Origin of the sequence: Limnohabitans sp. JirII-29 (genome assembly GCF_003063395.1) — a bacterium.
In the GTDB taxonomy this organism is placed as follows: Bacteria; Pseudomonadota; Gammaproteobacteria; order Burkholderiales; family Burkholderiaceae_C; genus Limnohabitans.
Genome location: NZ_NESB01000001.1, coordinates 227,378 through 253,584, shown reverse-complemented (window position 1 = coordinate 253,584; position 26,207 = coordinate 227,378). Strand labels below are relative to the sequence as shown.

Annotated in this window: 21 protein-coding genes; 7 read left to right on the top strand and 14 right to left on the bottom strand. The window is 58.3% G+C overall.

The window, feature by feature from the left end:
• Positions 1-42: 42 nt before the first annotated feature.
• From B9Z39_RS01245 to gluQRS, 3 genes are read left to right on the top strand one after another with little or no spacing between them, the layout of a single operon-like run.
• Positions 43-1,020: a LysR family transcriptional regulator gene (locus B9Z39_RS01245; protein WP_100146184.1), complete on the top strand. Its 978-nt coding sequence runs from the start codon at positions 43-45 to the stop codon at positions 1,018-1,020.
• A gap of 9 nt (positions 1,021-1,029) precedes the next feature.
• The gene (locus B9Z39_RS01240; RefSeq protein ID WP_108300450.1) at positions 1,030-2,100 is read left to right on the top strand and encodes an NAD(P)/FAD-dependent oxidoreductase; all 1,071 of its coding nucleotides are present in this window, start codon (positions 1,030-1,032) and stop codon (positions 2,098-2,100) included.
• On the top strand, positions 2,101-3,012 hold the full coding sequence (gene gluQRS / locus B9Z39_RS01235; protein WP_108300449.1) for a tRNA glutamyl-Q(34) synthetase GluQRS: 912 nt from the start codon (positions 2,101-2,103) through the stop codon (positions 3,010-3,012). It begins immediately after the preceding gene.
• On the opposite strand, the gene B9Z39_RS01230 is transcribed toward gluQRS, so the two are convergent.
• From B9Z39_RS01230 to B9Z39_RS01200, 7 genes are read right to left on the bottom strand one after another with little or no spacing between them, the layout of a single operon-like run.
• The gene (locus tag B9Z39_RS01230; RefSeq protein WP_108300448.1) at positions 2,971-3,687 is read right to left on the bottom strand and encodes a M48 family metallopeptidase; all 717 of its coding nucleotides are present in this window, start codon (positions 3,685-3,687) and stop codon (positions 2,971-2,973) included. The genes gluQRS and B9Z39_RS01230 overlap by 42 nt on opposite strands.
• Complete coding sequence (locus B9Z39_RS01225) at positions 3,687-6,815, bottom strand: type I restriction endonuclease subunit R (RefSeq protein ID WP_108300447.1); 3,129 nt, start codon at positions 6,813-6,815, stop codon at positions 3,687-3,689. Before B9Z39_RS01225 ends, B9Z39_RS01230 begins: the two co-directional genes overlap by 1 nt.
• Entirely contained in the window at positions 6,812-8,209 is a 1,398-nt protein-coding gene (locus tag B9Z39_RS01220; protein WP_108300446.1) for an RNA-binding domain-containing protein, read from the bottom strand. Before B9Z39_RS01220 ends, B9Z39_RS01225 begins: the two co-directional genes overlap by 4 nt.
• A 17-nt stretch (positions 8,210-8,226) precedes the next feature.
• Positions 8,227-8,889, bottom strand: coding sequence for a DUF4145 domain-containing protein (locus tag B9Z39_RS01215; RefSeq protein ID WP_108300445.1), 663 nt, complete (start codon positions 8,887-8,889; stop codon positions 8,227-8,229).
• A gap of 31 nt (positions 8,890-8,920) precedes the next feature.
• Positions 8,921-10,087, bottom strand: a complete 1,167-nt coding sequence (locus B9Z39_RS01210; RefSeq protein WP_108300444.1) for a restriction endonuclease subunit S — start codon at positions 10,085-10,087, stop codon at positions 8,921-8,923.
• The gene (locus tag B9Z39_RS01205) at positions 10,077-12,548 is read right to left on the bottom strand and encodes a class I SAM-dependent DNA methyltransferase (protein ID WP_108300443.1); all 2,472 of its coding nucleotides are present in this window, start codon (positions 12,546-12,548) and stop codon (positions 10,077-10,079) included. The genes B9Z39_RS01210 and B9Z39_RS01205 overlap by 11 nt, the downstream gene beginning before the upstream one ends.
• A 19-nt stretch (positions 12,549-12,567) precedes the next feature.
• Positions 12,568-12,945, bottom strand: coding sequence for a nuclear transport factor 2 family protein (locus tag B9Z39_RS01200; RefSeq protein WP_100146187.1), 378 nt, complete (start codon positions 12,943-12,945; stop codon positions 12,568-12,570).
• A gap of 93 nt (positions 12,946-13,038) precedes the next feature.
• Here B9Z39_RS01200 and trmB point away from each other — a divergent pair, with 93 nt between their 5' ends.
• Together trmB and B9Z39_RS01190 are read left to right on the top strand one after the other, a co-directional pair.
• Positions 13,039-13,749, top strand: coding sequence for a tRNA (guanosine(46)-N7)-methyltransferase TrmB (trmB, locus tag B9Z39_RS01195; protein ID WP_108300441.1), 711 nt, complete (start codon positions 13,039-13,041; stop codon positions 13,747-13,749).
• A gap of 20 nt (positions 13,750-13,769) precedes the next feature.
• Positions 13,770-14,690, top strand: a complete 921-nt coding sequence (locus B9Z39_RS01190; protein WP_108300440.1) for a pseudouridine synthase — start codon at positions 13,770-13,772, stop codon at positions 14,688-14,690.
• 39 nt (positions 14,691-14,729) lie between these two features.
• Here B9Z39_RS01190 and B9Z39_RS01185 read toward each other — a convergent pair whose 3' ends face one another.
• The 3 genes from B9Z39_RS01185 to alaS all read right to left on the bottom strand — a co-directional run bounded on the left by B9Z39_RS01185 (position 14,730) and on the right by alaS (position 19,263).
• Positions 14,730-15,872, bottom strand: coding sequence for a transglutaminase-like domain-containing protein (locus tag B9Z39_RS01185; protein ID WP_108300439.1), 1,143 nt, complete (start codon positions 15,870-15,872; stop codon positions 14,730-14,732).
• Positions 15,873-15,985: 113 nt separating this feature from the next.
• On the bottom strand, positions 15,986-16,615 hold the full coding sequence (locus tag B9Z39_RS01180; RefSeq protein WP_158269438.1) for a TlpA disulfide reductase family protein: 630 nt from the start codon (positions 16,613-16,615) through the stop codon (positions 15,986-15,988).
• Between the two features lie 23 nt (positions 16,616-16,638).
• Positions 16,639-19,263, bottom strand: coding sequence for an alanine--tRNA ligase (gene alaS / locus B9Z39_RS01175; protein ID WP_108300437.1), 2,625 nt, complete (start codon positions 19,261-19,263; stop codon positions 16,639-16,641).
• Between the two features lie 85 nt (positions 19,264-19,348).
• Between alaS and B9Z39_RS01170 the strand changes: the two genes are divergently transcribed.
• Complete coding sequence (locus B9Z39_RS01170) at positions 19,349-20,821, top strand: NAD-dependent succinate-semialdehyde dehydrogenase (protein WP_199172948.1); 1,473 nt, start codon at positions 19,349-19,351, stop codon at positions 20,819-20,821.
• Positions 20,822-20,939: 118 nt separating this feature from the next.
• Positions 20,940-21,287, top strand: coding sequence for a hypothetical protein (locus tag B9Z39_RS01165; RefSeq protein ID WP_100146193.1), 348 nt, complete (start codon positions 20,940-20,942; stop codon positions 21,285-21,287).
• A 74-nt stretch (positions 21,288-21,361) separates the two neighbouring features.
• Here the strand turns inward: B9Z39_RS01165 and B9Z39_RS01160 are convergent, their stop codons facing one another.
• Genes B9Z39_RS01160 through B9Z39_RS01145 form a run of 4 tightly spaced genes read right to left on the bottom strand, consistent with a single transcriptional unit; the run spans position 21,362 to position 26,174 of the window.
• A complete protein-coding gene (locus B9Z39_RS01160) occupies positions 21,362-22,714 on the bottom strand; it encodes an NAD(P)H-dependent oxidoreductase (RefSeq protein WP_108300436.1) in 1,353 nt (450 codons plus the stop codon).
• A 37-nt stretch (positions 22,715-22,751) separates the two neighbouring features.
• Positions 22,752-23,729, bottom strand: coding sequence for a PDR/VanB family oxidoreductase (locus tag B9Z39_RS01155; protein WP_108300435.1), 978 nt, complete (start codon positions 23,727-23,729; stop codon positions 22,752-22,754).
• 2 nt (positions 23,730-23,731) lie between these two features.
• Complete coding sequence (locus B9Z39_RS01150; protein WP_108300434.1) at positions 23,732-25,285, bottom strand: Rieske 2Fe-2S domain-containing protein; 1,554 nt, start codon at positions 25,283-25,285, stop codon at positions 23,732-23,734.
• A 25-nt stretch (positions 25,286-25,310) separates the two neighbouring features.
• Positions 25,311-26,174: a class II aldolase/adducin family protein gene (locus B9Z39_RS01145; protein ID WP_108300620.1), complete on the bottom strand. Its 864-nt coding sequence runs from the start codon at positions 26,172-26,174 to the stop codon at positions 25,311-25,313.
• Between the last annotated feature and the right edge of the window lie 33 nt (positions 26,175-26,207).

Below are 26,207 nucleotides of genomic sequence, written 5' to 3'. Positions count from 1 at the left end.
GATGGCATCATTCAAATAATTTGAACGATCAGGCCCAACCCCATGCCCTCTCCCCGTGACGTCCTGACCCCAGATTCGCTGGCCATGCTCCACGCCATTGAAAAAGCAGGCAGCTTTGCCGCCGCAGCGCGAGGCCTCGGCCTGGTGCCCAGCGCTCTCACCTACCGTGTGCGCCAAATTGAAGACGCGCTGGATGTGCTGCTGTTTGACCGCAGTTCACGCCACGCCAAACTCACCGCCGCAGGCCATGAACTGATGCGTGAGGGTGAGCGACTGTTGGCCGACATGGACGCCATTGCCAACCGCGTGCGCCGCGTGGCCACAGGTTGGGAGAGTCAGTTCACCATTGCAGTGGACGGCATCATCGATCGCATCACCGTGATGGAGCTGTGCGAAGCCTTCTTGGCGCAATCACCCCCTACCCGCTTGAAGCTGCGCGACGAAACCCTCACCGGCACCCTGGAGGCACTGACCAACGGCCAAGCGGACTTGGCCCTTGGCATTCCCGGCAACCCGGGCGGCAGCGGCACTGCAGCGGGCATCCACAGCCACCTTCTGGGCCCAATGCGTTTTGTCTTTGCCGTGTGTCCACAGCATCCGCTGGCAAAAGCCCCGGAGCCCTTGAGCGATGTGCTGATTGGCCAACACCGCGCGGTGGCCGTGGCCGACTCGGTGCAACGCGGCAGCGGCATGACGATTGGCTTGCTGCCAGGGCAAGACGTATTCACCGTCCCCAACATGATCGCCAAGATTGACGCCCAGGTGCGCGGTTTGGGCGTGGGTTTTGTCCCCGAGTCTCTGGCCCAGCCCTTGATCGATGCCGGACGCCTTCAAGTGCGCGAGGTCGAGCGCCCACGACGCGAAGCGCAACTCAGCTACGCCTGGCGCATTCCCGATGGCAGCGAAGGCGAACGCGGCGGGCGCGCCTTGCAGTGGTGGCTCAAGCAACTCAAGAGCCCGGCCACGCGTGCTGCCTTGTTGGTGAACCCCCGACGCCCCAAAGCCTCTCGCAGCGTGTAGAGTGCAGCTATGACACTTCACATCGCCATCATCGGCGCCGGCATGGCCGGCATCACCGCCGCACGCACCCTGACCCAAGCAGGACACCAGGTGCATGTGTTTGAAAAAAGCCACGGCGCGGGCGGACGCATGTCCACCCGTGACAGCGCGTTTGGCAACTTCGACCATGGCACGCAGTACTTCACTGTGCGCGACGCCCGTTTTTCGTTGGCGCTGCAAACCGTGCCCGGCACCACGGAAATTTGCCGCCCCTGGAGCGCCAACGCCGTGCGCGTGCTCGACCCACTGGGCCATGTGTTTGAAGCCGCACGCCCCACCAAAGAAGCCCACTTTGTAGCCAGCCCAGGCATGAACGCGCTGGTGCGCCACTGGGCACAACCGCTGGGCAATGCCTTGCATTTTCAAAACCAAGTGCAACGCCTGGAACGCAACGCCAAAGGTCAGTGGACCGTGCACAGCCTCAACAGCAGCACGGGCAAAGACGTGGCAGAAAAGCACAGTGGCTACGACCGTGTGTTGTTGGCCATGCCATCGGTGCAAGCCCAACAGCTGTTGCGCAACTCAGGCAGCGCTGTCGCCAAGACGCACTTCATGGAAGCCATGGCCAAGGTGCAAGTGGCTCCTTGCTGGACGCTGATGCTGGCCTTCCCCAACGCGAGCCAACCCAACCTGCCCCACCTGGGGCCGCAGTGGAACGCCGCGCGCAGCACCCACCACCGTGTGGCTTGGTTGGCGCGTGAATCGTCCAAACCCAAACGCAGCAAGATCGAGCGCTGGACCGTACAGGCCAGTGCCACCTGGTCGCAAGAGCACCTGGAAGACGATGCACCCCGCGTGCAAGCCAAACTCTTGCGTGCGTTCTCTGAACTCACAGGCATCCGCGCAGAGCCCAGCCATGCCGAAGTCCACCGTTGGCGCTATGCCCAAACCTTGGTGCCGTTGGGTGTGTCCCACCAGTACCACGCAGGCACAGGCCTGGGCACCTGTGGCGACTGGCACTTGGGCCACCGCGTTGAAGACGCCTTTGTGTCGGGCCTGGAGTTGGCTTTGACCGTGTGTCAATCGGCACACCGTTTGTAATTGCCCTACATCGGTCGTTTCGCTCCCTCTCCCACGGGCCCGCTGCATGCGGGCTCGTTGGTTGCTGCCCTGGCCAGTTGGCTCGACGCACGCGCACACGGCGGGCAATGGCAGGTGCGCATCGAGGACGTGGACACACCGCGCTGCATACCTGGTGTCGACCAGCTCATCTTGCAACAACTGGTGCGCTGCGGCTTGGTGTCCGATGGACCGGTGTTGTGGCAATCCACGCGCGATGACGCCTACCAAACGGCGCTGAACCACCTCATGGCCCAAGGCTGGGCTTACCCCTGTGGCTGTTCACGCAAAGACATTGAAACCGCCCAGGCCCTGCAAGGCTATGCACGGCAACGTCATGCAGCGGCCGTGTACCCAGGCACCTGCCGCCGAGGCCTGAACGGCAAAACCCCGCGCGCCTGGCGCTTGAATGTGCAGCGTGTGATCGACGACTTGCAACTCGCCGCCCCCTTGACATGGCAAGACCGTGCATTGGGCCCTCAACACCAAGACGTGGCGCAAGAGGTGGGCGACTTCGTGCTGCGTCGTGCCGATGGCCTGTGGGCCTACCAACTCGCCGTGGTGGTGGACGACGGCGCACAAGGCATCACCCACATCGTGCGTGGCGCAGACCTCACCGACAACACCGCCCGCCAAATCGTGCTGCAACACGCCTTGGGTTTGCCCACACCCAGCTACCTGCACACACCCTTGGTGCTGGGTGAGAACGGTGAGAAGTTGAGCAAGCAAAACGGGGCGCAGGCTTTGGACTTGCACGATCCACTGGTGGCCTTGAATGCAGCGGCGCAAGTGCTGGGTCTTGCAGCCTGTACAGGCTCTGTAGAAGACGCTTTGCGTCAGTGGACGCAAACGTCATTCTCGCCAAGCTTCGTACCCCAAAGGCAAGGCGTTTAACTCGGCACGAGATTCGCGCCAATGTGGCCAATGCTGATCAAGCAATGCCACGAACCGTTCGCTGTGTGTAGGCTCTAGCAAATGAGCCATCTCATGCACCACCACGTATTCCACCAAGTCTTTGGGCTTTTTCACTAACTCGGTGTTGAGGCGAATATTTCGGGCGTGGTGATTGCAACTGCCCCACTTGGTTCTCATACGCTGCAAAAAATAACCCGACACCTTTACGCCCAACTTAGGCTCCCACTTGGCAATCAATTTAGGTACCAACGCATGCAACAAAGATTTGTGCCATTCATGCATCACCTCCATCCGCTTTGCGGCATCGTGCCCAGGCCTCAGCGTTAACGTGATGCGCTTATGGTCTAGCTTGACGCGTGGTTTCATTTCCGCCTCAACCACTGTCATCAAATAGCGACGACCCCATACATAGTGACTCTCTCGCTCTACGAACTGGCGTGGTGTTTCGCGGGCTTGCGCGTGCAGTATGCCTTGCTGCTGGCGAATCCATTGCAACTTGGTGATCGCGTAAGCACGCGCCACTTCAGGCCGCGTACCTAACGGAGCCACCAGCGTAACTTTCCCGTCTGGCGGCAAAACCGTCAGGTGCACATTCTTGATGGCCTTAAACGATATCGAAATCGTGAGGTCACCCAACTCAATCACATCGCGCATCAGTAGCCCGGTTGGTTCTTGACGAGTTCAAACACCGCCAATGTGGTTTCACGGCTCTTGCCAAGTGCTTTGTGAATCAGGTTTTGCACCACACGCTCTTTGACCTCATCACCTTTCCAACCTGCGGGCGCTTCGGCCTTGATAAGTGCATCCAACTTCAAAGCCAACTGCAAGCGCTCATCACCATACGGACTCTTAGCCTCGGCAAGTGCATGCCCATCCACTTCAGGGGCCACCACATCCACCAAGTTGTTGTAGAGAGTTATAGCCTCACGGTTGCCTTGCAGCGCCTTAGGCAGGCCCGTGTTTGACTGGCCTTTGGCCAAATTTCTTACCAACACCTCTGCGTTGCGAAGGAACTCTTCATAGGCCTCAGTGTCATCACGTTTTTGTTTGATCAAGTCGTCCAACAATTTAGACATCTCATCGTAAAAGCGTGGGTCTGTCAGGCGATCACGAATGATCGTTTTACGCACGTTGTTGATGATGCCCTCGGCAATCGACTTGCGAGACAGGTTTTTCTTGGCATTCAGCTTTTGAGCAATCGCATCGTGAACGCCAGTCTTGATGATCAAGTCGGTCAACGACAAAGTTTCCAAGTCGCCCAACACCTGCGCTGAATCGGCCTGAATGTAGGTGTTGATCAAGTGGCGCATGTCCGCCTCGTAGGGCTTGATGTCCAACTCTTCGCCTGAATGCTTTTTGATCGCGTCGCGCACCTCGGCATAAAAATTTGCTTCTTTTTGCAGTGCTTGCGCATCGGCCGGCGAATAACCCGCTTCAGCCAAGTTCTGCGCCAAGTCAGCGTATGCCCTAACAAAGGTGGACACCGACTTGTAAAACGTGATGCGCAATGGCTCGGTGTTGCTCAGTGCCTCAGGGTTGCTGGCATCGCCGCAAAAATAGTGAATGAACTGCTCCATCTCTTTGGGCGCAGACACGGGCGCACACAAATAGCTCAGCGCCTCGCGGGCAGTGTCTAGTTGTGTCTTGCCCTCCTTGAGCCAATCTTTCACGATCACGTTGCCGTCAGACCCGTCGCATTCGTCAATATCCAGCTCGTCAGACGTGTAGACCGCAATCGCGTTTTGCACTTTTTGGAAAAGCTCTTTGTAGTCCACGATGTGACCATAGTCTTTGTCCTCACTATCCAGGCGGTTGGTGCGGCAAATAGCCTGAAACAGGTTGTGGTCACGCAGCTCGTTATCAAGGTAGATGTAGCTGCAACTGGGCGCATCAAACCCCGTGAGCAACTTGCTCACCACAATCAACAGCTTTAAGTTGGCAGGCTCTTCAATGAAGCGTCGCTTCATCTCCTCTTCGTACTTTTTGGTGGTCTGCCCTTTGGCCAACACATGCTGGGTGTAGGTGTCGAACTTGTAGCGTTCGTCGCTCTTGGCTGGCTCGCGCGAAATGGCGTTGTGGTTGGGCTCGTACGAGGTGATGATGCCGCAGTAGTCCCCAAAGCTCGTGTTCTTGAACAAGCGCAAATAGTGGCAAGCATCGTAGATAGATGCCGCCACCAAAATGGCCGTGCCTCGGTTATTGTCAAGACGGGGCTTCACGCCAAAGTCGTGAATGATGTCGGCCACGATGCGCCCCTTGCGTTCACCCGCACTCATCAGGCTTTCCATCGTTGCCCAATGGCGGCGCAGCTCTGACTTTTTGTAATTGTTCAAGCCCCGTGTCTTGGTTTCAAACCAATCGTCCACCGCCTTTTTGTTGGTCAACTGTTGCGGCACCGTACGGGCTTCGTACTTCAAGTCCAGCACCACTTTGTCTTCTACCGCTTGGTGAAACTTGTAGGTGTGGATGTAGGTACCAAACACATCACGCGTGGTTTTTTTGTCTTTGCGCAGCAGCGGCGTACCAGTGAAGCCAATGAACAGGGCTTGCGACAGCCAGCGCTTCATCTGTTTGTTCATATCGCCACCTTGGGTGCGGTGGCATTCGTCTACAAACACATAGAAGCGGCCATTCACGGGCGGCGCGTCGCCTTTCAGGTCGGCTGCATCGAACTTATGGATCAAGGCACACAACAAGCGCGGTGCAGGCTGAACCAGCTTGTCCACCAACTCGCGGCGGCTGGTAATGCGGGGTGACGGTGAATCAGCGCCAATCACTCCCGCGTTTTTCATCACGCCTTCAATTTGTTTGTCCAGCTCGTCCCGGTCCGTCACCACCAACACGCGGGCTTGCGCGTCATGCTCTAGCAACCACTTGGCAATCAGCACCATCAAAATACTTTTACCACTGCCCTGCGTGTGCCAAATGACACCGCCCTCACGCTTTTTGATGCGCTCTTGCGCGGCCTTCACGCCCAAGTACTGGTGCAAGCGTGGTACCTTCTTTTCGCCTGCGTCAAACACCACAAAGTTGCGCATCAGATCTAGCAGGCGCGCTGTGTCGCACAGCTGTGCCAGTGGTTCGTCCAGCAAGCTACCCGCTACCACCTCGCCCGCATTCTCAGGTGCGCTTGTGGCGCGGTGCTTCCACTCCACATAAAACTTCTCGGGTGTGCCCGCTGTACCGTAACGCAAGCCCTGCGAATCGTTGCCTGCCAAGGTCAGCTGCACCGTGCTGAAAAAGCTTTGATTGAAGATGGCCTCTTGGTTGGTGATGAGCTGGCGAATGCCCTCTGCTACCTCCACCGAACCGCGCTTGAGCTCTAGCACGACCACTGCAATGCCGTTGATGTAGAGCACGATGTCGGGGCGGCGCTCGTGCCCTCCCTTGAGCGTGACCTCTTCGGCCAGGCCAAAGTCGTTGGCATCGGGACTTGCCCAATCAATCAGATGCACCGTTTCGTGCGCTGCCCCTGCGGTCACTTGCACGGGCACACCATAGCGCAGCAACTGGTAGGTGCGCAGGTTGGCTTGGTACAGGGTCACGCCTGTCACGTCACTGGCCGCTTGCAGCTTGTGCAAGGCCTGTGAAATGTGCGCGTCTGAATAGCCACGCTTTTGCAGGCTGGCACGCAGCAGACCCAACTCAATGCAGCGGTTGCCCTCGCGCTTGCTCCACTCACCCAAATAGGCGTAGCCCAAGCCACCTTGGGCTATGGGCCGAGTGATGCGCTCGATCACTCGGTTTTGTGTAACCCGCTCGGGCCTCAGTGTTGTACTCACATCACCTCCCAGTGACCGCCCTTTTTAGGGCCGACATATTTCAATTTGCCTGATTCAGTCAATCTGGACACGGCCATTTCGATGGCCCGTGTGCTCTTTCCAAGCCGGTTGGCGACTTGCGACAAGGTCATGGTTGGCTGTTCAGACAGCAAGGCCAAAATGGCCTCGGGGGTTTTGAGCGGGACTTGCGTGGTTTCTACCGAAGTTTCTACCGAAGTTTCTACCGAAGTAGCCGCCGAAGCCTGCACAGTACGCCAAACTACCGCCCGAAACTGGTTGATTTCTGGCTCGTCCACCAAGTCAATTTGGGGCCAAGCATCCAGCGCCCGGGGCACGCCTGTGCCCATGCCACGGTAGGGCAAGATGTGCGCCGCGTGCTCGGCCAGCACTTGGTTGCGGCGGTTGGACACACCCGTGCGAATTTGCTCGGGCGTCAGGCTGTCGGGCAAATGGCCGGGGCTGATGATCTCCACCCGGTCCGTGAACACAAACAGCCGAACGGTGGCGCTGACCAAAAAGTCGCGGTGCACCAAGGCATTCACCAGCAGCTCAACCAAAGCTTCTTCGGGCAGCTCCAGTTGGCCCAGCGTGTTAAAGCCCCTGCCCGCTTGCACCTTGTGCAGGCTGCGCTTGAGGAAAGCCATGCCGCGCTCAAACTGCTCATCCAGCGGGCCGTCGAAGTTTTCGCTGTCGAGGTAGCGCGTGTCACCCAACTGCGTGCCCGGAAACCACACCGCGCCCATCTGGCAAACCGGCAACAAGCGTTGCGGGTGCTTGCCAAACAGCAGCACGCCCGCCAAGTTGGGCACACCGTCTTGCGCCAGTTGCAGGTTTTCCATCAACTGGGCTAGGGCTAAGCCTGCGGCGCTCAGGCTTTGGCCATAGCGCCGCTCAAAGTAGCGGCCAAAGGCCCGCTCGTCGATGTCGGCCACGGTGGCGTTGCGCACCGGCACCTGATCGGCCTGCAACAGCCCACCGCGCTGGAACATGCGCTGCATTTCTTCACGCGCCGTCACATGGCGTTTATCAGCCCCGCTCTTCACCCACACGCGGCCTTGCAAATCCATATAAGGTTTGTTCAGCCCATCGGGCACCTGCACCACCAGCACCAAGCCCTGGGCGGTTTGCACGTTGTGGGTTTGCGGGTGCAGCGGCGGGCGCACATGCTGGCTGGCCGCGTTGCTGATGAGCTGGTTCAAACGCCGCACGGCGGCTGCGTCCAGCCCAGCAATGCTGCCGTCATCGGCCACACCCAAAAACACCGTGCCTCCACCGCTGTTGGCAAACGCTGCCAACTCGGCCGCCATGCCGTCGGCATTGGTGGCGTCGCGCTTGAACTGGTGGCGGCTGTCTTCACCACGGGCCAGCGTTTGCAGGAGGTCAGTTTCGGTCATATGGGATGCTTTGATTCTCAGGAAAACGCTTCCTCAGCAAAACGCTGTACATCAGCAATCATTGCTTTGACATCTTGAGCCGCGAATTCGTCAGTCTTTCCATGCGCAGCGCTGTTACGTACAGCTGCTAACGATGTGATTCTTTTATGCTTTAAGGAGTTGTAGATGCCTGCCTTTGCCAGATCATCATTCATCTTGTTCAGCTTACCTATGGACAGGCCATTTGCTTCACACAAGCATCTGAGTGTTGTTTCCAATATGACGCCAGCAACAACCGCCGCCGCTGTGGTGTAGCCAGACTCCCAGAGTTCTGTTGCTTGATCAATTTCGCTACCTGCTACTTCGGCTTGCACGAGATTTCGAACAGACACCAAATAACCGCCCTCGAAATCTTCTTTTGCAGCAAGGAATACAGCGCGAACACTTTGAAAAACGGTGTAGTTTGTTGCCGTTGGTGCGGGCTTCTCGGCCTTCATAAAAGCCTGAAGATGCCCACCATCTTTTCCACACGCAGAACCAATGAGACTACACGCCTTGACGCGCCAGCCAAGTAACAACTCAGGATCAACCTCTTCATATGTTCCATAGTGCGGGCTATGCTTAGTTTGCCGAGTAGCCTCCAACTGCTCAAGTTGAAGAGCCAATTCTGCAAAGCGCTTGGTCAAAACCTTAATCGTCATTCAATCTCCAATCATTTCGGATGTCGGGCATTCAAACCAAACGAGTTCGGCCAGTCAGCAACTCTTGCATCATCCCTTGCTTGAGGTCGCGAGTTTTTGCGAGGCGCGATTCCTGTGCAGTCAAGTCAGCGTCCATTTCCGATAAAGCACTAGCGATAGACTTTTGCTCATCTGTTGGAGGGAGCATGATTTTTGTTCCATTGATAAGGGGTGTATTCAGGTTCATTTGCGAACCAGTTTGCCCTTGCTTGGACCAATTTGGCTCAATCCATTTAAGAACGTAATAAAGAAAATATTTGTCGGCCTGCGGCTTATCGAACACAACAAATCCGTCATGGATACAAACATCAATTTCGGTGATGACCGGGCGACCCACTGTTGCGCAGATGCTCATGATCAGATTACCGCGTTCAACGGGGCGACTGTATTGAATGCCCAAGGGACTCAACCTTTGCTGGGTCTCTGTTAGATACATGCCTGCACTGGTGACATCCGAAATTCTGACCCAACCGACTGATGAGGTGTCATCAAACCAAAAGGGACTTTCAATTGGACGCGGCGAAGCGCCGCGTTGAATCCGTGCCAAGTCTCCCAAACACGCTTCTACCCACTCTCCACTGAACCCCGGCAAGCGGGTTTGGCCGGTGAGGAGTTGTTGCATGGCGGCTTGTTTGAGGTCGCGCTTTTTGGCGATCAGTTTTTCCAGTCCAGCGATCAAGGCATCGACGTCGGAGAGGGCAGTAGATATGGCATGTTGCTCTGCGAGTGGAGGCAAGTCAATCTGATAACGAGCAATTTGCGGCGCAGTTAGCTGTGCCACCCCTGTGTTTTCTTGAGCAAATCGAACGAGTCCATTTATGTAACTCGCGAAAAATCTTGCATCAGCCTCGCCTCTAGATCTCAGCACTAAAAGCCTACCGATTGGAGTGAATGCTGTTGATCGAAAAAATGCAAAGCCCAACTCACCCAACGTACCACGAGCAGTCAAGGTAATAGCATCACCCTTTTCTACGGCATAGCTAGCGTAACCATGAAGCCCTGAATCCGCACGTCCATTTGCATAAACCGGGTGTAAATGGTTAGTGTCTTGTTCACGACTCCAACGCGTCCAATCAATATCACCGGAAGCTCGAATATCAAAAAGGTCTGCAATAGATCTGCGCTCCCAACCTTTAGGTAAGGCGTGACTAGGCGGCATTACTGACTCCCATCTTTACCAAATGCTGCATTACTCTGTGCTCCAAGACGTCCAAATCTCTCGTAAGTTGAGGCAGTGACATGGCGTAGCGTTCGGCCAGTTCGCGGATGCGGCGGGTCAGGGTTTGGCTCACGCGGTCCAGCTCGGCTTGCAGGCTCGCGTTCAGGTTGGCCAGCCATTTGTCGTGCACCACCAGTTGTTGGATGTCGGCTTCGGTCAGCGTGGCATAGCGGTCGTAGGCTTTTTGCTCCAGCGCGGCGTCCAGCGCTTTCACAGCTTTCTTAAGGTCGGATTCGTCGTCACTTAACTTGATCCATTGCTTCAGCACCGCCAGTTCGTCGGTGGCATCGGGGTCTTGGTTAACTTCCTTGATGCGACTTTTCAATTCTTTTTCGTTGATTTTTTCAAACCCGGCAAAAGTCATGTCTTCAGCGCCGTGCTCTTCTTCCAGTTCGGCCAGTTGGGCACTTACGGCGTCTAGCTCAGCTTGTTTGGCATCCAGCGCGGCTTGTTCGGCGGCGTAGTAGCGGGCAATCATCAAGACACGGGGAATCAGGTCACTCTTGTAGCGGCGTTTGTTGATGGCAAAGTCGTGCGCCTCGGGCCAGACCAGTTTGTTGTCTTTGTTTTTCACCTGTACCACTTCGCGCAGGGTGCGTGCGCTGGCCCAGCCGTCTTGCACCAGCAGATACACGTCGTCTTGCATGGCTGAAGCCCAGTAGTCCATGAGGTGTTGGTACACGTCATACGCGTCCACCAGGGGCACGGGCTTGAAGGTGGCCAACAGGTCTTCGGCCAGTTGCGCCACCAAGGCTTTGGGTTTGTCGCCGGGCTGGATGCCTTGCAGTGCAGGCAGGTTGCGGATTTGCCATGCGGCAAAGATGCTGGTGGCTTGGGCGTTGAAGGCCACAAACTCGGGGTGGACCAACACGGCGGCTTTGACTTCAGCAATGGGCTGCTGTAGCTGGGCATAGCCTTCGCGCAGGGGCTTGAACAGCATGCTGCGCAAGCCGGGCATGACCTTCCAGTAGGCGGCCAGTGCGTCTAGGTCGCGGTTAGGGATGCCGCCCGTCATGTGGGCTTGCAGGTCTTGAATGTCCTCAAGCTCTGTGCTGTCGATGTAGCGCGGCAGGTTGAGGTTGTAGGCGTTTTTGTCGCTGGCAATTTCATCGAGAGGCACCATGCGGGCATAGCCTGCCAAATCTTCAAGCTTGTCAAACGCATCGACGATTTTGTGAATGTCTTGCTCGCGCAGTTTGTTTTTGTTGCCGTCTTTGATGAAGCCTTTGCTGGCGTCAATCATCATCACGCCTTTGCGGGCGTTGGCGTTTTGCTTGTCTAGCACCAACACGCAGGCCGGAATGCCCGTGCCATAAAACAGGTTGGCGGGCAAGCCGATGATGCCTTTCAAGATGCCGGACTTGACCAGCTCCTCGCGAATCGCGCCTTCCGCATTGCCCCGAAACAAAACCCCATGCGGCAAGATGCAGGCGGCTTTGCCGGTGCTGTTCATGCTGCGGATGATGTGCATGAGGTAGGCATAGTCGCCCTGCTTGGGTGGCGGCACGCCCCAGCCAAAGCGTTGGTAGGGGTCGCCGGCACCGCTGTCGCCCAAGGTCAGGCCGGTGCTCCACTCTTTGTCACTAAAGGGCGGGTTGGCCACCACGTAGTCGTAGGTGCGCAGCTGCTCGCCGTCTTTGAACTTCGGGCTGGTGAGTGTGTTGCCGCTCAGCACGTTGGCCGTGGGGAAGTCGTGCAAGATCATGTTCATGCGGGCCAGGCCTGCCGTGGTCACGTCTTTTTCTTGGCCTTCGAGGGTGATTGGCTTGCCTGCTTCGGCAGCCACTTTAAGCAGCAACGAACCTGAGCCACAGGTGGGGTCATACGCAGTGGTTTTGGCGCTGGTGTTGTCAGGGCCAACGCCCAGCACTTTGGCCAAAATGCGGCTGACTTCGCTGGGGGTGTAGAACTGGCCTTTGCTTTTGCCCGAGTCTTGCGCGAAGTGGCGCATGAGGAATTCATACGCATCGCCCAAGATGTCGTCGTGGTCGGCGCGGTTTTGCGAGAAGTCCAGTTCGGGCTTTTGAAAGATGGCGATCAGGTTGCCTAGGCGCTCAACCATTTCCTTGCCTTCGCCCAGTTTGTTGGGGTCGTTGAAGTCCGGAAAGTCGCTGCGGGCCAGTTTGCTGTTGGCGTCAATCAGAGGCTGGATGATTTGGGTGTTGATCTTGTCGCCAATGTCAGCTTTGCCTTTGAGGGCAACCATGGCCGCAAAGCTTGACCCTTGAGGGATGACCACTGCCGGGGCAAAGTCGGTGCTGTTGGCGTATTTGTCGCTGATGTATTTGATGAACAGCATGAACAGGACGTAGTCCTTGTACTGGCTGGCATCCATGCCCCCGCGCAATGCGTCGCAAGAGGCCCAAAGGGAGGAATACAGGTCGGATTTTTTAATGGCCATAGCCGATGATTATCAGTGCCTATCCTCGGTGAAACGTCGATGACAACACCCGCCAGCCTTGGGGAAGCTGTATCAGCTGGTACGACTGTCGCCAACGCCGAACGAGTGATCCGTCCTCACGCAGCATGAGCCAGTCAAACGACACCAAGCAGCTATCGCAGCCCATGCGCAAGATGTCAAAGTCCTGCATCTCAAACCGAGCATAGCCTTCGCTTCGCCAAGTTTGTGCCACTGCTGCATACAAGCGCGCGCCCTCTGCATGCGTGGCGATGGTCATGACCGATCCATCCCCACGAACGCTGAGCGCGGGCTCATGAAAAAGCGCAGCAAATGCTGTCCAGTTTTGTTGGTCAAACAAAGACTGGTAGCGTTGAAAAAATTCAGTTACTTCTTGCATCAAACATCGCTCCAACAGTTTTAGAGGCTTGAGTGATGTGAGCATAAGCCACGTGCCCGCGATAATCTGAGTTTCGATCAAACACGTTCCGCCATGACCACGCCCGATACCCCACAGCCCGACGCCCCCTTCATGCGCGTCATCAAAACCTATGTGCTGCGCGCAGGGCGCATGGGGCCCGGTCAGACCCGTGCCTTCGATCAATTCGGTCCACAATTTTTGGTGCCTTACCAGCCCGAACGTCTCGATGCCACCGCTACGTTTGGCCGCGCTGCCCCGCTGATTTTGGAGATTGGTTTTGGTATGGGCGACGCCACCGCCAAAATTGCGCAGACCCGACCTGACGACAATTTTTTGTGTTGCGAAGTGCATGCGCCGGGCGTGGGTGCCTTGCTCAAGCGCTGCGGCGAAGAAGGCATTGGCAACATTCGCATCGTGCAACATGATGCGATAGAGGTGATGGACCACATGTTGGGCGACAACAGCCTGGACGGCGTGCATATTTTCTTTCCTGACCCCTGGCACAAAAGCCGCCATCACAAACGCCGTTTGATCCAAAGCCCATTTGTGAACCGACTGGCCCACCACATCAAGCCCGGTGGCTATTTGCACTTGGCCACCGACTGGCAGCCCTATGCCGAACAAATGCTGCACGTGGTCAGCGCAGAACCTTTGCTGAAAAACACAGCCACCGATGCCAGCGGCTTTGCCCCCAAGCCCAGCTACCGCCCGCTGACCAAGTTTGAAAACCGAGGCCTCAAGCTCGGCCACGGTGTGTGGGACTTGGTGTTCACCAAAGTCTGAGCGCTACAGGTTAATGCGCCATGGCTCGCCCACCCAGCGTGCGCACCATCCCCACCCGCGACGGCGTGAGCCCGAGTTGTGTCGCCTTACCCCCCGGGCCCTGGGCCACGGTGTTGGACTTTTTGACAGACCGCTTGTCCACGGTCAGCCGCCAAGCCTGGGACGCACGCATACGCAATGGCGAAGTGCTGGACGAACACGGACACGCGGTCTACGCCGAGCAGCCCTACACCAGCGGCACGCGCTTGTTCTACTACCGCCACATTGCCGATGAGCCTGATTTGCCGGTGCAAGAGCGCATCGTGTTTCAAGACGAGCATCTGGTGGTGGCCGATAAACCCCACTTCATGCCCGTCACACCGGGCGGGCAGTATGTGCGCCAGAGTTTGCTGGTGCGCTTGAAGCGCCAGCTGGGCATCGACAGCTTGAGCCCTGTGCACCGCATCGACCGCGAAACCGCAGGCCTGGTGCTGTTGTGTGTGCGCCCACAAGACCGCAACGCTTACCAAGCCTTGTTTCGGGAGCGGCAGGTGCACAAAGTGTACGAAGCCGTCGCACCTTACCGCGCCGAGTTGACGCTGCCACTGACACGCCGCAGCCGCATCGAAGCCTGCGCCACACAGTTTTTTCGCTCCGAGGAAATAGAGGGCACACCCAACAGCGAGACCACGCTGTCGCTGCTCCAGGTGCAAGGCAACAGCGCGTTGTACCGCCTAGAGCCCGTCACCGGCAAACGCCACCAGTTGCGCATCCACATGCAAGCACTCGGTTTGCCCATTGAAGGTGATCAGTTCTACCCGCAGGTGCTGCGCGGTCCCGAAGACGGTGAAGACTTCAGCCAGCCACTGCAACTGTTGGCGCGCAGCCTGACCTTCACCGACCCCGTCACGGGCAAGCCGCGCAGCTTCACCAGCGGGCAAAGCTTGCGCATGGCGGTCTGATCCAGCACGCGCCATCAGCGCTGCGAATCAGGCTCCGAATCAGACGCCGATTTCGCGGGCGGTGATTTGGTACTTGAAGCTGTCTGGCGCGTAAGAGTCCAAACGCCCCTCAGCGGTCTCCGCCACCGGGTACATCAAAAAGCCCAAGCGGTCTTCCTGGCTGCCTGGCAGGGCCACGTCGTGGGCGGTGTTCCAGCCCAGCCAGTTGCCTTCCCAGCCGCCAAACAAGGTGCTGTAGACGGGTTTGACCACCGGGTTGTCGGTGCGTTTGATCCACTCGGGCGTTTCCAGGCGCATCACCTTGGCCACATCCGCCGGGTCCATCGCCACCCAACCGTGGGCTTGCAGGTACACCTCGGCACGGCAGTGCTGCGCACCTTTCAAGCTGGCGGGGTTGCCCGACAGCTCTTTGTAGCCAAAGGCCGAAGGGACCAAGCGAATGCCATACACGTCGCGTGCAGGCACGCCCACCGAGCGACACAGCCCCACAAACAAGGCGTTGATGTCGGCGCATTTACCGCCCAGGTTGCCGGTCTCCAGCATGGCTTTGATGTCGCCCTCGCCACAACCACGCACCTTGGGTTCGCGCCACGCATTGGCCACCACCCAGTTGTAGATGGCGCGGGCTTTTTGCACATCGGTGTGGGCACCTTGGGTCGCTGCGAGCGCCGTGGTGCGCACAATGCCATCGGTCGGCAGCAAGTGCGTGGCACGGGTGTAAAAACGCTGCGTGCCCGCGTCTTCACGCGTGAAAGCTGGGCTGGCGGCAAGGTCTAAATTGACTTGACGGTTTTGCGTTTGCACGCGGCTGGTAACTTCTACAAACGGCTTGGCCACATTGGCGGGGAAAGCGGTGTAGAGCATGCGCGCGCCTTGCTCTCCATCGCTGGTCATGCGCGATGTGCCGTTGCTGGCAAAGCTGCTCTCCAGCGAACGCTGCCAGTCGGAGTTGATGCTGGGCACGGGCAGCCACACACGCGTAGGGCCTTTGGCTTCGGCAACGTCCACACGGGTGGTCACCTCAAAGGTACGCCACTGGCCCGCTTGGGGCGCAAAGCGGCGCTCGGTAGTGACAGGAGAGGTGGCGGGGGAAGTGGTTTGGGCACGCACAAAGCTGGGCACACCGGCAAGGGTGGCCAACGCAGCGGCCCCCTTGAGAAGGGAACGACGCACGGGGGTCATGAAGAGATCTCCGAAATAGGATGAAGACCTGTCGGCACACACGAGGCGCAACCGCTGCTGCACCAATGCCCCGAAGGCAGGTCGCTCTGCGCAACCGCGCAAGAACAGATGGATTATCGCTTGGGGGTCGGCGCGGGCACCGGGTTTGTAGCTGGAGCGGACGTTTGGGTGGAGGCCGAGGCAGGCACTTGAAGGCGAGGCGCTTGCGCCAGCTGGGTCAACCAAGTCTGCGCGTCACGCCCGCTCCAGTCCACATCGCCCATCACGCGCCAGCGGGCTTGTCCATCGGGGCCGATCAGCACCGTGGTGGGAAACACCGTCACACCCCAGCGTTTGGCCAAATCGCCTTTGGGGTCGAGCATGACCGGAAAAGTCAGTCCGGTGGCTTGAACGTAACGTGCCACGCGAGGTGCTGGTTCACGCACATTCACGCTCAACACCAAGGTGCTGCTGTCGCTGATGTCGTGCAGGGTTTGCAAGGTCGGCAACTCTTCTTTGCAGGGCGCACACCAGGTGGCCCAAAAGTTCAGCACCACCGTGTGGCCCAACAAGTCGGCTTTGGACCAGACCTTGCCTTGCATGTCCACCACTTCCAGCAAGGGCGTTGCGGTGTGAGCCGGCCAAGCCGACTTGTCAAACTGCGCCAGCGCAGGGCCTGTGCACACCGTGAGCGTCAGGCTCAGCAGCCAACCGAACACCAGGCGTGCGCGGCGCAGCGGCTGGCAGCTGTTTGCACCGGACACGGCGCATACGCCGCACACGTGCATCACACGCGCTCAGCCACCCACGCTTGCACGCTGGCCAAGGCCTTGTCCACGCCTGCGGGCTGGGTGCCACCGGCCATGGCCATGTCGGGCTTGCCACCGCCCTTGCCGCCCACTTGCTGGGCCACAAAGTTCACCAGCTCGCCTGCTTTGACACGGCCCATGGTGTCGGCGGTGACGCCAGCGCTGAGGTGCACTTTCTCGCCATCGACCGAGGCCAGCACGATGGCGGCTGTTTTGAGCTTGTCTTTGAGCTTGTCCACGGTGTCACGCAAGGTCTTGGCATCGGCCCCTTCGAGTTTGGCGGCCAACACCTTGACGCCTTTGATGTCCACGGCCTGCGTCATCAACTCGTCGCCTTGGAACGATGCCAATTTGCCTTTGAGGGACGACAGTTCTTTTTCCAGCGACTTGACTTGGTCCAGCACCTGACCAATGCGGTGGTTGAGTTCCGCCGTAGGCGCTTTGAGTGCGCCAGCGGCATGGGCCACGGTGTCTTCCAGGGTTTGCAAATAGTGCAAAGCGTTCTGGCCCGTCACCGCTTCGATGCGGCGCACACCGGCGGCCACACCGCTCTCACCCACCACCTTGAACAAGCCAATGTCGCCCGTGGCTTTGACGTGGGTGCCCCCGCACAGCTCGCGGCTGGAGCCGATGTCGAGCACGCGCACGGTCTCGCCGTACTTCTCGCCAAACAACATCATGGCGCCGGTTTTTTGGGCTGACTCGATGTCCATCACACGCGCAAGCGCAGCGGCATTGGCCAAGATTTCGGCGTTCACACGGGCTTCGATCTCGCGCACTTGCGCGTCCGTCACGGGCGCGTTGTGGGCAAAGTCAAACCGCGTGCGCTCGGCATTCACCAAGCTGCCTTTTTGCTGCACATGGTCACCCAGCACTTCGCGCAAGGCCTTGTGCATCAAGTGCGTGGCCGAGTGGTTGCGCACCGTGGCGGCGCGGGCTGCGGTGTTCACCTCGGCCTGCACATGGTCGCCCACCGCCAAGGTGCCTTGGGTCAAGGTGCCGTGGTGGCCAAACACGTCGGCTTTGATTTTTTGGGTGTCGGCCACCGCGAACTGGGCAGAGCCGCTCACCAACACACCTTCGTCGCCCACCTGGCCGCCGCTCTCGGCGTAGAACGGGGTGGTGTTCAACACCACCACGCCGCTTTGACCGTGCTTGAGTTCAGCCACCGAGGTGCCGTCCAGATACACCGCCACCACTTGGGCTTCTGTCTTGAGGTCGTCGTAGCCCACAAAGGTGTTGCCCGCGCCCGTGTAGTCCAAGGCCTTGTCCATCTTGAACTTGCCAGCGGCACGGGCTTGGTTCTTTTGCTTTTCCATCGCGGTGTGAAAGCCCGCTTCGTCCACGCTCAGGCCGCGTTCGCGGCACACATCAGCCGACAAGTCGAGCGGAAAGCCATAGGTGTCATGCAGCTTGAAAGCCACGTCTCCGGGCAACTCTTTGACGCCACCGTCCAGGGCCGCATCCAAAATCTGCATGCCGATTTCGAGCGTTTCAAAGAAGCGCTCTTCTTCCACGCGCAACACGTCAGTGATGCGCTTTGCTTGCGACGCCATGTTGGGATAGGCCGCGCCCATGAGCTGGACGAGGTCTGGCACGAGCTTGTGGAAGAACGGTTTTTTCTGGCCCAGCAAATACCCGTGGCGAATGGCCCGGCGAATGATGCGGCGCTGCACATAGCCACGCCCTTCGTTGCTGGGCACCACGCCGTCGCTCACCAAGAAGGCGGTGGCGCGGATGTGGTCGGCAATCACGCGCAAGCTCTTGTGGCCCAGGTCTTGGCAGCCTGTTTCGCGCGAGGCGGCTTTGATGAGCGCGTCAAAGATGTCGATTTCGTAGTTGCTGTGCACGTGCTGCAAGATGGCCGCCAAGCGTTCCAAGCCCATGCCGGTGTCTACGCACGGTGCGGGCAAGCGGGTGACCGAGCCGTCTTCGGCCATGTTGAACTGCATGAACACGTTGTTCCAGATCTCGATGAAGCGGTCGCCGTCTTCGTCGGGGCTGCCGGGTGGGCCGCCGGGGATGTGGTCGCCGTGGTCATAGAAGATTTCTGAGCAAGGGCCACACGGTCCGGTGTCGGCCATCATCCAAAAGTTGTCGCTCTTGTAGCGCCCGCCCTTGTTGTCGCCGATGCGAATCACGCGCTCAGGGGGCAGACCAATTTCTTTCGTCCAAATGTCGTAGGCCTCGTCGTCTTCTTGGTACACCGTGGCCAACAAACGATCTGCGGGCAGCTTGTAGACCTCGGTCAACAACTCCCAGGCCCATTTGAGCGATTCACGCTTGAAGTAGTCGCCAAAGCTCCAATTGCCCAGCATTTCAAAGAAGGTGTGGTGACGGGCGGTGTAGCCCACGTTTTCCAGGTCGTTGTGTTTGCCACCGGCCCGGAGACACGCCTGCACCGAAGCAGCACGCACGTAAGAGCGTTTGTCGGTGCCCAAAAACACGTCTTTGAACTGCACCATGCCTGAGTTGGTGAACATCAAGGTGGGGTCATTGCCTGGCACCAAGGGGCTCGAAGCCACCACGGTATGGCCTTTGGAGGCGAAAAAATCCAGAAAGGTTTTGCGAATGTCCGCGACGGTGAATTGGGGGGTAGTCATCCTCAAATTATAGGTTTGGGCATCTGCCAAACGCAGCGTCCCCAATGCACACGCTATGCTTGAACCCTTGTTTGGAGACCTGCCCATGAAGATCACCCCGCTCTCACGGCTCAACGACCCCACGCTGCTCAAAACCGATGCCCTGATCAACGGGCAATGGGTGCAAGGCAGCAGCCGTTTTGATGTGCACGACCCAGCCACAGGCGAAAAGCTGGTTGATGTGGCCAACCTGGGCACGGCTGAGGCCCAAGCGGCCATTGCAGCCGCCAATGCCGCCTGGCCTGCCTGGCGCAGCAAAACGGGCAAAGAGCGCAGCATCATCTTGCGCAAGTGGTTTGATTTGTTGATGGCCAACGTCGACGACCTGGGCCGCCTGATGACCGCCGAACAAGGTAAGCCCTTTGCTGAAGCGAAAGGCGAAGTGACCTACGGTGCCAGCTTTGTCGAGTGGTATGCCGAAGAGGCCAAGCGCGTCAACGGCGAAACCCTGCCCCAGTTCGACAACAACCGCCGACTGATGGTGCTGCGCCAGCCCATTGGTGTGTGCGCCGCCATCACGCCGTGGAACTTTCCGCTCGCCATGATCACCCGCAAGGTGGCCCCTGCGCTGGCCGCGGGTTGCCCTGTGGTCATCAAGCCCGCCGAGCTCACGCCCCTCACCGCTCTGGCTGCCGCCGAGTTGGCCCTGCGCGCGGGCATTCCTGCGGGCGTGCTGAATGTGTTGACCGCTGACAGCAGCAACAGCGTGGCCATAGGCAAGGTGTTGTGTGACAGCGATGTGGTGCGCCACCTCAGTTTCACGGGCTCCACCGAAGTGGGCCGCATCTTGATGGCGCAGTCTGCGCCCAGCGTCAAAAAACTCGCCCTCGAATTGGGCGGCAATGCACCCTTCATCGTGTTTGACGACGCCGACATCGACAGCGCCGTGGAAGGTGCCATGGCCAGCAAATACCGCAACGCAGGCCAAACCTGCGTGTGCGCCAACCGCATCTATGTGCAAGACGCGGTGTACGACGAGTTTGTGCAAAAGTTCGCCCACAAAGTCAAAGCACTCAAGGTCGGCAACGGTTTTGACGAGGGCGTCATGCAGGGCCCGCTGATCGAACCCGCAGCCATTGAAAAAGTAGAGCGCCATGTGCGCGACGCTCTCAGCAAAGGCGGCAAGCTGCTCACAGGGGGCCACAAGATGGACGGTCAGTTCTTTCAACCCACCGTGATCGCCGAAGCCCGCGCCGACATGCTGTGCGCCAAAGAAGAAACCTTTGGCCCCTTTGCGCCCGTGTTTCGCTTCAAGCACGAACAAGAAGCCATCGATGCGGCCAACCACACCGAGTTTGGTTTGGCCAGCTACTTTTACAGCCGCGATGTGGGGCGTATTTTCCGCGTCAGCGAAGCGCTGGAGTACGGCATGGTAGGTATCAACGTGGGCATCATCGCCACCGAACATGTGCCCTTTGGTGGCGTCAAACAGTCGGGCTTGGGACGCGAAGGCTCGCACCACGGCATGGACGAATATCTAGAGTTGAAATACCTGTGCATTGGTGACATCGCAAAATAAATAGAGTATTTACGTAGGCCTCTAAACATCTGTTTTAGAGACAAGGTTTCCGTATACAAAATTACAGATTGCTTATAATAGTGAGCATCACGTTTCTGTAATAAATGATATTTTCTGCATGCCTACCAAACAAATCTATCTGCGATTTTTGAACCTCATCCATGCCTTGGAAGGTGGCAAAAACGCGCCAGCCATGGACTTGGATGCCAAGAAATTGCTCGAAGTCATTGCCGTTCGGCATGCACAAGAAAAGCCTCTGACCGTGACCGATGCCATGGGCCTGGCAATCATTGCGTCGCCTGCCACCATCCACCGAAAACTCGATCAGCTGCGCGAGCTGGGCATGATTGATACCGTGTTTGAAGGCAAAAATCGCCGCACCAAATACTTGGTGCCGACGCAGGCAGCCCACGATTATTTTGAGAACATCAGCCAGGCCATGCGTCAGGCCTTGAGCCAGGCCTAAAAACCGGCTTGCATCATAAAAAAAGGGCCACGCAATGCGTGGCCCTTTTTCATGGGCGCAGCCTCAACAGCGTGTCAAAGCTTCCACTCACGACGGAACATGTCTTCCATCTCGCGGCGCACTTTGACCACTTGTTTGCTGGTATCAAAGTCCACATCGTTCCAAGACACCACTTGCCCGGCAGCCATGTCGCGCTTGAGCACCATGTGGTGCGCCAAACCAATGGGCAATCCGCCCAAGCGCAAAGAGTCTGCCGCAGGAATGACCTTGCCGTAGACGGTGAAGCCGCCCTCGCCGTCCAAGGTCTCACCTGCTTTGAGTGCACGCTTGGCCGTGGCCACCACATCGCCTCGCCAATCCCCCGTTGCCCCGGTGGCTTCGCCGCGCAGGGCGATGCTGGCCACCGAAATACCCAGCTCCAAACCAATCAGGTGATAGGGCTTGTACATCGCCGCGTAGCGGCCCGTGCTGTCGGTCTTCAAGCCGTATTGCGCAAAGCAGTCCATCACGTAGGGGCTGGGTGCCTCGAACACGGCGTACACGCCCCAGCGCAAGTCGCGAAACACCGGGCGACCGTCGCGCTCAATCGAAGACACCACCTCCACCGTGCCTTTTTGGGCCAAGATGCCGCCGTCGCTCACGGGTCGCAAGATGTGCGGCAAGTCGTCCACGCCACAGGGCGGAAACAGCAAGCCGTCACTGGGTGGCAACAAGTCGCAACCATTGGCCACGGCGGCCATTTCCAACGCCGACTTGGTGCCGTCCAGAAACGAGTTGAACATCTGGGCATTGAAGTCGCCCCCGGCCACCTGTTCTTCGCTGAAGCCATAGTGCCCCCACACCGTCTCGGGTGTGGACTGGTGGTAGATGGGCAGGTACTTGGTGCCTTTGCCCGCACACACCACCTCCAGGCCAATGGTGCGCGCCCAGTCCACCAACTCGGCAATCAAAGCCGGTTGGTCCCCTGAAGCCATGGAGTAAATGATGCCGGCCTGTGCGGCCCGACGCGCGAGCAAGGGGCCCGCCAGCACATCAGCCTCGACGTTGACCATGATGATGTGCTTGCGGTACTCACAGCACAGCAACGCGTGGTGCACGCCTGCGGCAGGGCTGCCGGTTGAATCAATCACCATGTCGATGTGGTCGCTGGCAATCACAGCCTGCGCGTCATCCGTGATGAAGGTGGCGCCCGTCTTGCTGGCTTCGGCCAAAGACTTGGCGCTGTATTGAGCTTCTGACCAACCCACACGAGCCAACGATGCTTTGGCGCGGTCGGGCGACAAATCGATCACGGCCACTAGGTGAACGCCGGGGGTGTGCGGCACTTGCGACAAATACATGGAACCGAATTTGCCAGCGCCAATGATGGCCACGCGCACCGGTTTGTGATCCGCGGCACGGGCTTTGAGTTGCTGAATCAATGACATAAACAAACTCCTGAAAACAATTGCGAATGGTTGGGCCTCAAAGATCCAACACCAAAATGCCGGATCGAGCACGCGAGACGCACGCGGTCAAACATTGGCTTTGTTCATCGGCACCCAAGATGTGGTCGTTGTGCTCCACATCGCCCGACACATAGCCCACCTTACAGGTGCCACATAAGCCAGAGATGCAAGAGGTGGCAATCTCAATGCCCTCGCCCGCCAAAGCCTCCACCAACGATTGGTGTGCCGCCACCGCAATGGTCTGCCCAGTGCTGGCAATTTGTGCCACAAAGCTGCCGTCACCTGCGGCCTGATTGGGGCTTGCCGGCGCATCGGCCACTGGCGCTTGAAAGTGCTCTGAATGAACTTGGGCCGCAGGCCAATGCGCGGTGGCTGCCTTGCAGGCTTTCATGAACCCGGGTGGGCCACAGAAATACACATGGGTGCCCTCTTGTGGCGTTGCCAGCAAGGCGGCGATGTTGAGCCCTTGGCTGGGGTCGCCCCCATCCACATGACACTGCGTGCCCGGCAGAGCGGCCAACTCGTCCTTGAACGCAATTCGGTCATCGCTGCGCACGCAGTAATGCAAGGCAAAAGAAGCCCCTGCATGCGACAAGGCATGTGCCATCGACTTCAAGGGCGTGATGCCAATGCCGCCTGCCAGCAATACCGTGTGCTGTGCGTTGGCGGCCAAGGCAAAGTTGTTGCGCGGCACGCTGACTTTGAGCAGTTGCCCTACACGGGCATTGCCCGTGAAGGTGCGCGAACCACCACGCCCCGCCTCATCACGCAAGACACCAATCACGTAGCGATGGGTTTCTTGCGGGTCGTTGCTGAGGCTGTATTGGCGAATCAAGCCATCGCCAATGTGCACATCGATGTGCGCCCCAGCGCTGAACGCTGGCAGCGCCTGACCCTGTGGGTGCACCAGTTCAAACGCGTAGATGTCTGTCGCTTCCCATCGAATTTGTTTGATTTGAAGGTGCAGTGTGGAAGGGTTCGATGAATCGGCCATGGTCACGCGTGGTAAGTCTTCTTCACGGTTTGCTCCAGCTCTTCAAAGCGGGTCTTCACAAACTCGGTGCGCGCTGGGCCAGACATCTTGTCGCTCTCGTTCAAGATGGCAATCACCTGCTTGGACAGCATGCGGCGCTGTGCCACCTCTTCTTCCACCGTCTTGGCTAGTGGCAGGTGGAAGACGTTGCCCGAGCAAAAGCTGTTGGGCGCGCCATGGCTGTCTTTGAGCCATTGGGCAAAACGTTCGGCACTGGCCCCTGGGTTGCTGCCACGGATGGCGTCACGCAACAGCTTGCGGAACATGTACAAACCCGCATCAAACTTGGTGGGGTTCTCCAACGCGTGCACGGCAATGGGACGCTGGCTGATGATGGCTTCGTAGTCACCCGGTGCGTACTGGGCATCTTTGTAATTGGCACGCTCGCGGTGGTTGGGTGGGATCGGCGGCATGTCTTCGAGCTTGTACTTGCCAAAGCGCTCAGGGCGACGCATGGCCACTTGGCCTTCCAAGAAGTCGATGGCCTCATAGCCCACCATGTTCTTGTCGCCCACACCGCGTGTGTCGATGGTGGGGCCCAACACGCGCCAGCCAATCATCTTGCTGTTGACATCGTCCACCGGCACGGTCCAGCGCACGATGTTGAAGCGGCTGAAGAGTTTTTTCTTCAAGCCATCTTCTGAGGTGTAGGCGTGCAGGCTCAGGTTAGGCAACACCTGGTGTTGCACACGCACAAACATGTGCTGATCGTCCGAGCGGCGTGCACCGGCACAGGCCAGGCCACGGCCTTCGTGAATCGGAACAAACAACATGTCGGGTGCCACCTCCATCGAGGCAGCGCCCACTTCGTTGAAGGTCGTGCCTTGGAAGTGTCCGTCCACCACGCTGGACGCCGCATGCAGCGCTGCCGTGTGGTAGTTGTCCGCCGCGTTGTCTTGCACTTGCAGCCAGTTGCAATGCTGGAAGTTGCTGTAGGGCACCAGCTCGTCGCCCGGGGCCACGGTGAAGTCAGATTCCCACTCGGGGAATGGCGGCTCTTCTTCGGGTGGGCCCATGTAGGCAAACACCAAGCCATTGCGCTCTAGGGCTTTGTAAGCCCCTTGGCGGATGGTGCACGCAAAGCGCTCGGCTTCTTTTTCTTCGCCCTTTGGATAGGGCACATGCAAGCAAGTGCCGTCCACGTCAAACACCATGCCGTGGTAGCAGCACATGATGCCGCGCTCTTGAATGGCGCCGTACTCCAGCGACGCACCGCGGTGCACGCAGTGCGCATGCAGCACGCCCACACGGCCACTCTTGTCGCGGAAAGCCACCAGCTCTTCGTTCAAAATTTTCAAAAAGCGTGGCGTGTCAGTCAGCTCCATCGACATGCAGACCGGATGCCAAAAGCGACGGAAATACTCACCCGCAGGCGTGCCAGGACCTGTCTCGGTCAACTCGGGGTCATGGGCCAGCGTTTGCTTGGCGTAATAGCCGCCATAAGGGATGAGTTTTTTCACCGGAGCCGATGCAGCGCTGGCGCTCTTGGCTTTGTCCATTTGCTCTTCTTTTTTCATATCAGGCCTCTTTCTGTCTCGTGATTCACTTGAGCATGTCGGGTTGGGTTGCCAACAGGTGTTCCCAGATCGGCTGGAAATGCAGCCAACCAATGTATTCGCTGCCCACGTGTTCACGGCTGTAGCGTGATCGCTCGGGAGACACCAAACGCGGCTTGATGCCTGTGGCCTCCACGGCCATTTGCTGCTTGCAGCAACGCTCCAAGGCAATGAACCAGAAAGCGGCTGCTTCAATGCTGTGACGACTGGCCGTCAACAAACCGTGGTTTTGGTGGATGGCGGCTTTCACGCCTTTGAAAGCATTGGCCACTTTGTGCCCGCCTTTGACTTCCACCGCCACTTGGCCCGCCTCTTCGCTGATGACCACATGGTCTTCGAAGAAAGCTGCTGCATCTTGCGAAATAGGCTCCAACGGACGCCCCAGTGAGGCAAACGCGGTGCCGTACACCGTGTGCGCGTGGCACATGGCCACAATCTCGGGGTGTGCTTCGTGCACCGCCGCATGCAACACAAAACCGGCACGGTTGATGGCGTGTTGGCCCTCCACCACCTGACCGTTGTGGTCGGCCAAGATCAGGTTAGACACTTTCACTTGATTGAAATGCACCGCCATCGGGTTGGTCCAATACAAATGGGGACGCTCTGGGTCGCGGAAGGTCAGGTGACCCGCAAACCCGTAATCAAAACCTTCCAGCGCAAAGGCGCGGCAAGCCGCCACCAAGCGCTCTTTGCCATGTTGACGCGCTTGGGCATGGGTTTTGAACACAGGCACTTGCGGAAAAATCAAACCCTCTTGCTCGGGTTGGTAAATCGACACCCGCTTGTCGCTCAAGCTCAAAGGCGCAGACGTGTAAGAGGTTTGTTTTTGATCATCAAGCACAGCAGACATGGTTTTCCTTAGCGGCAGAAAGAAGCTGCGAAT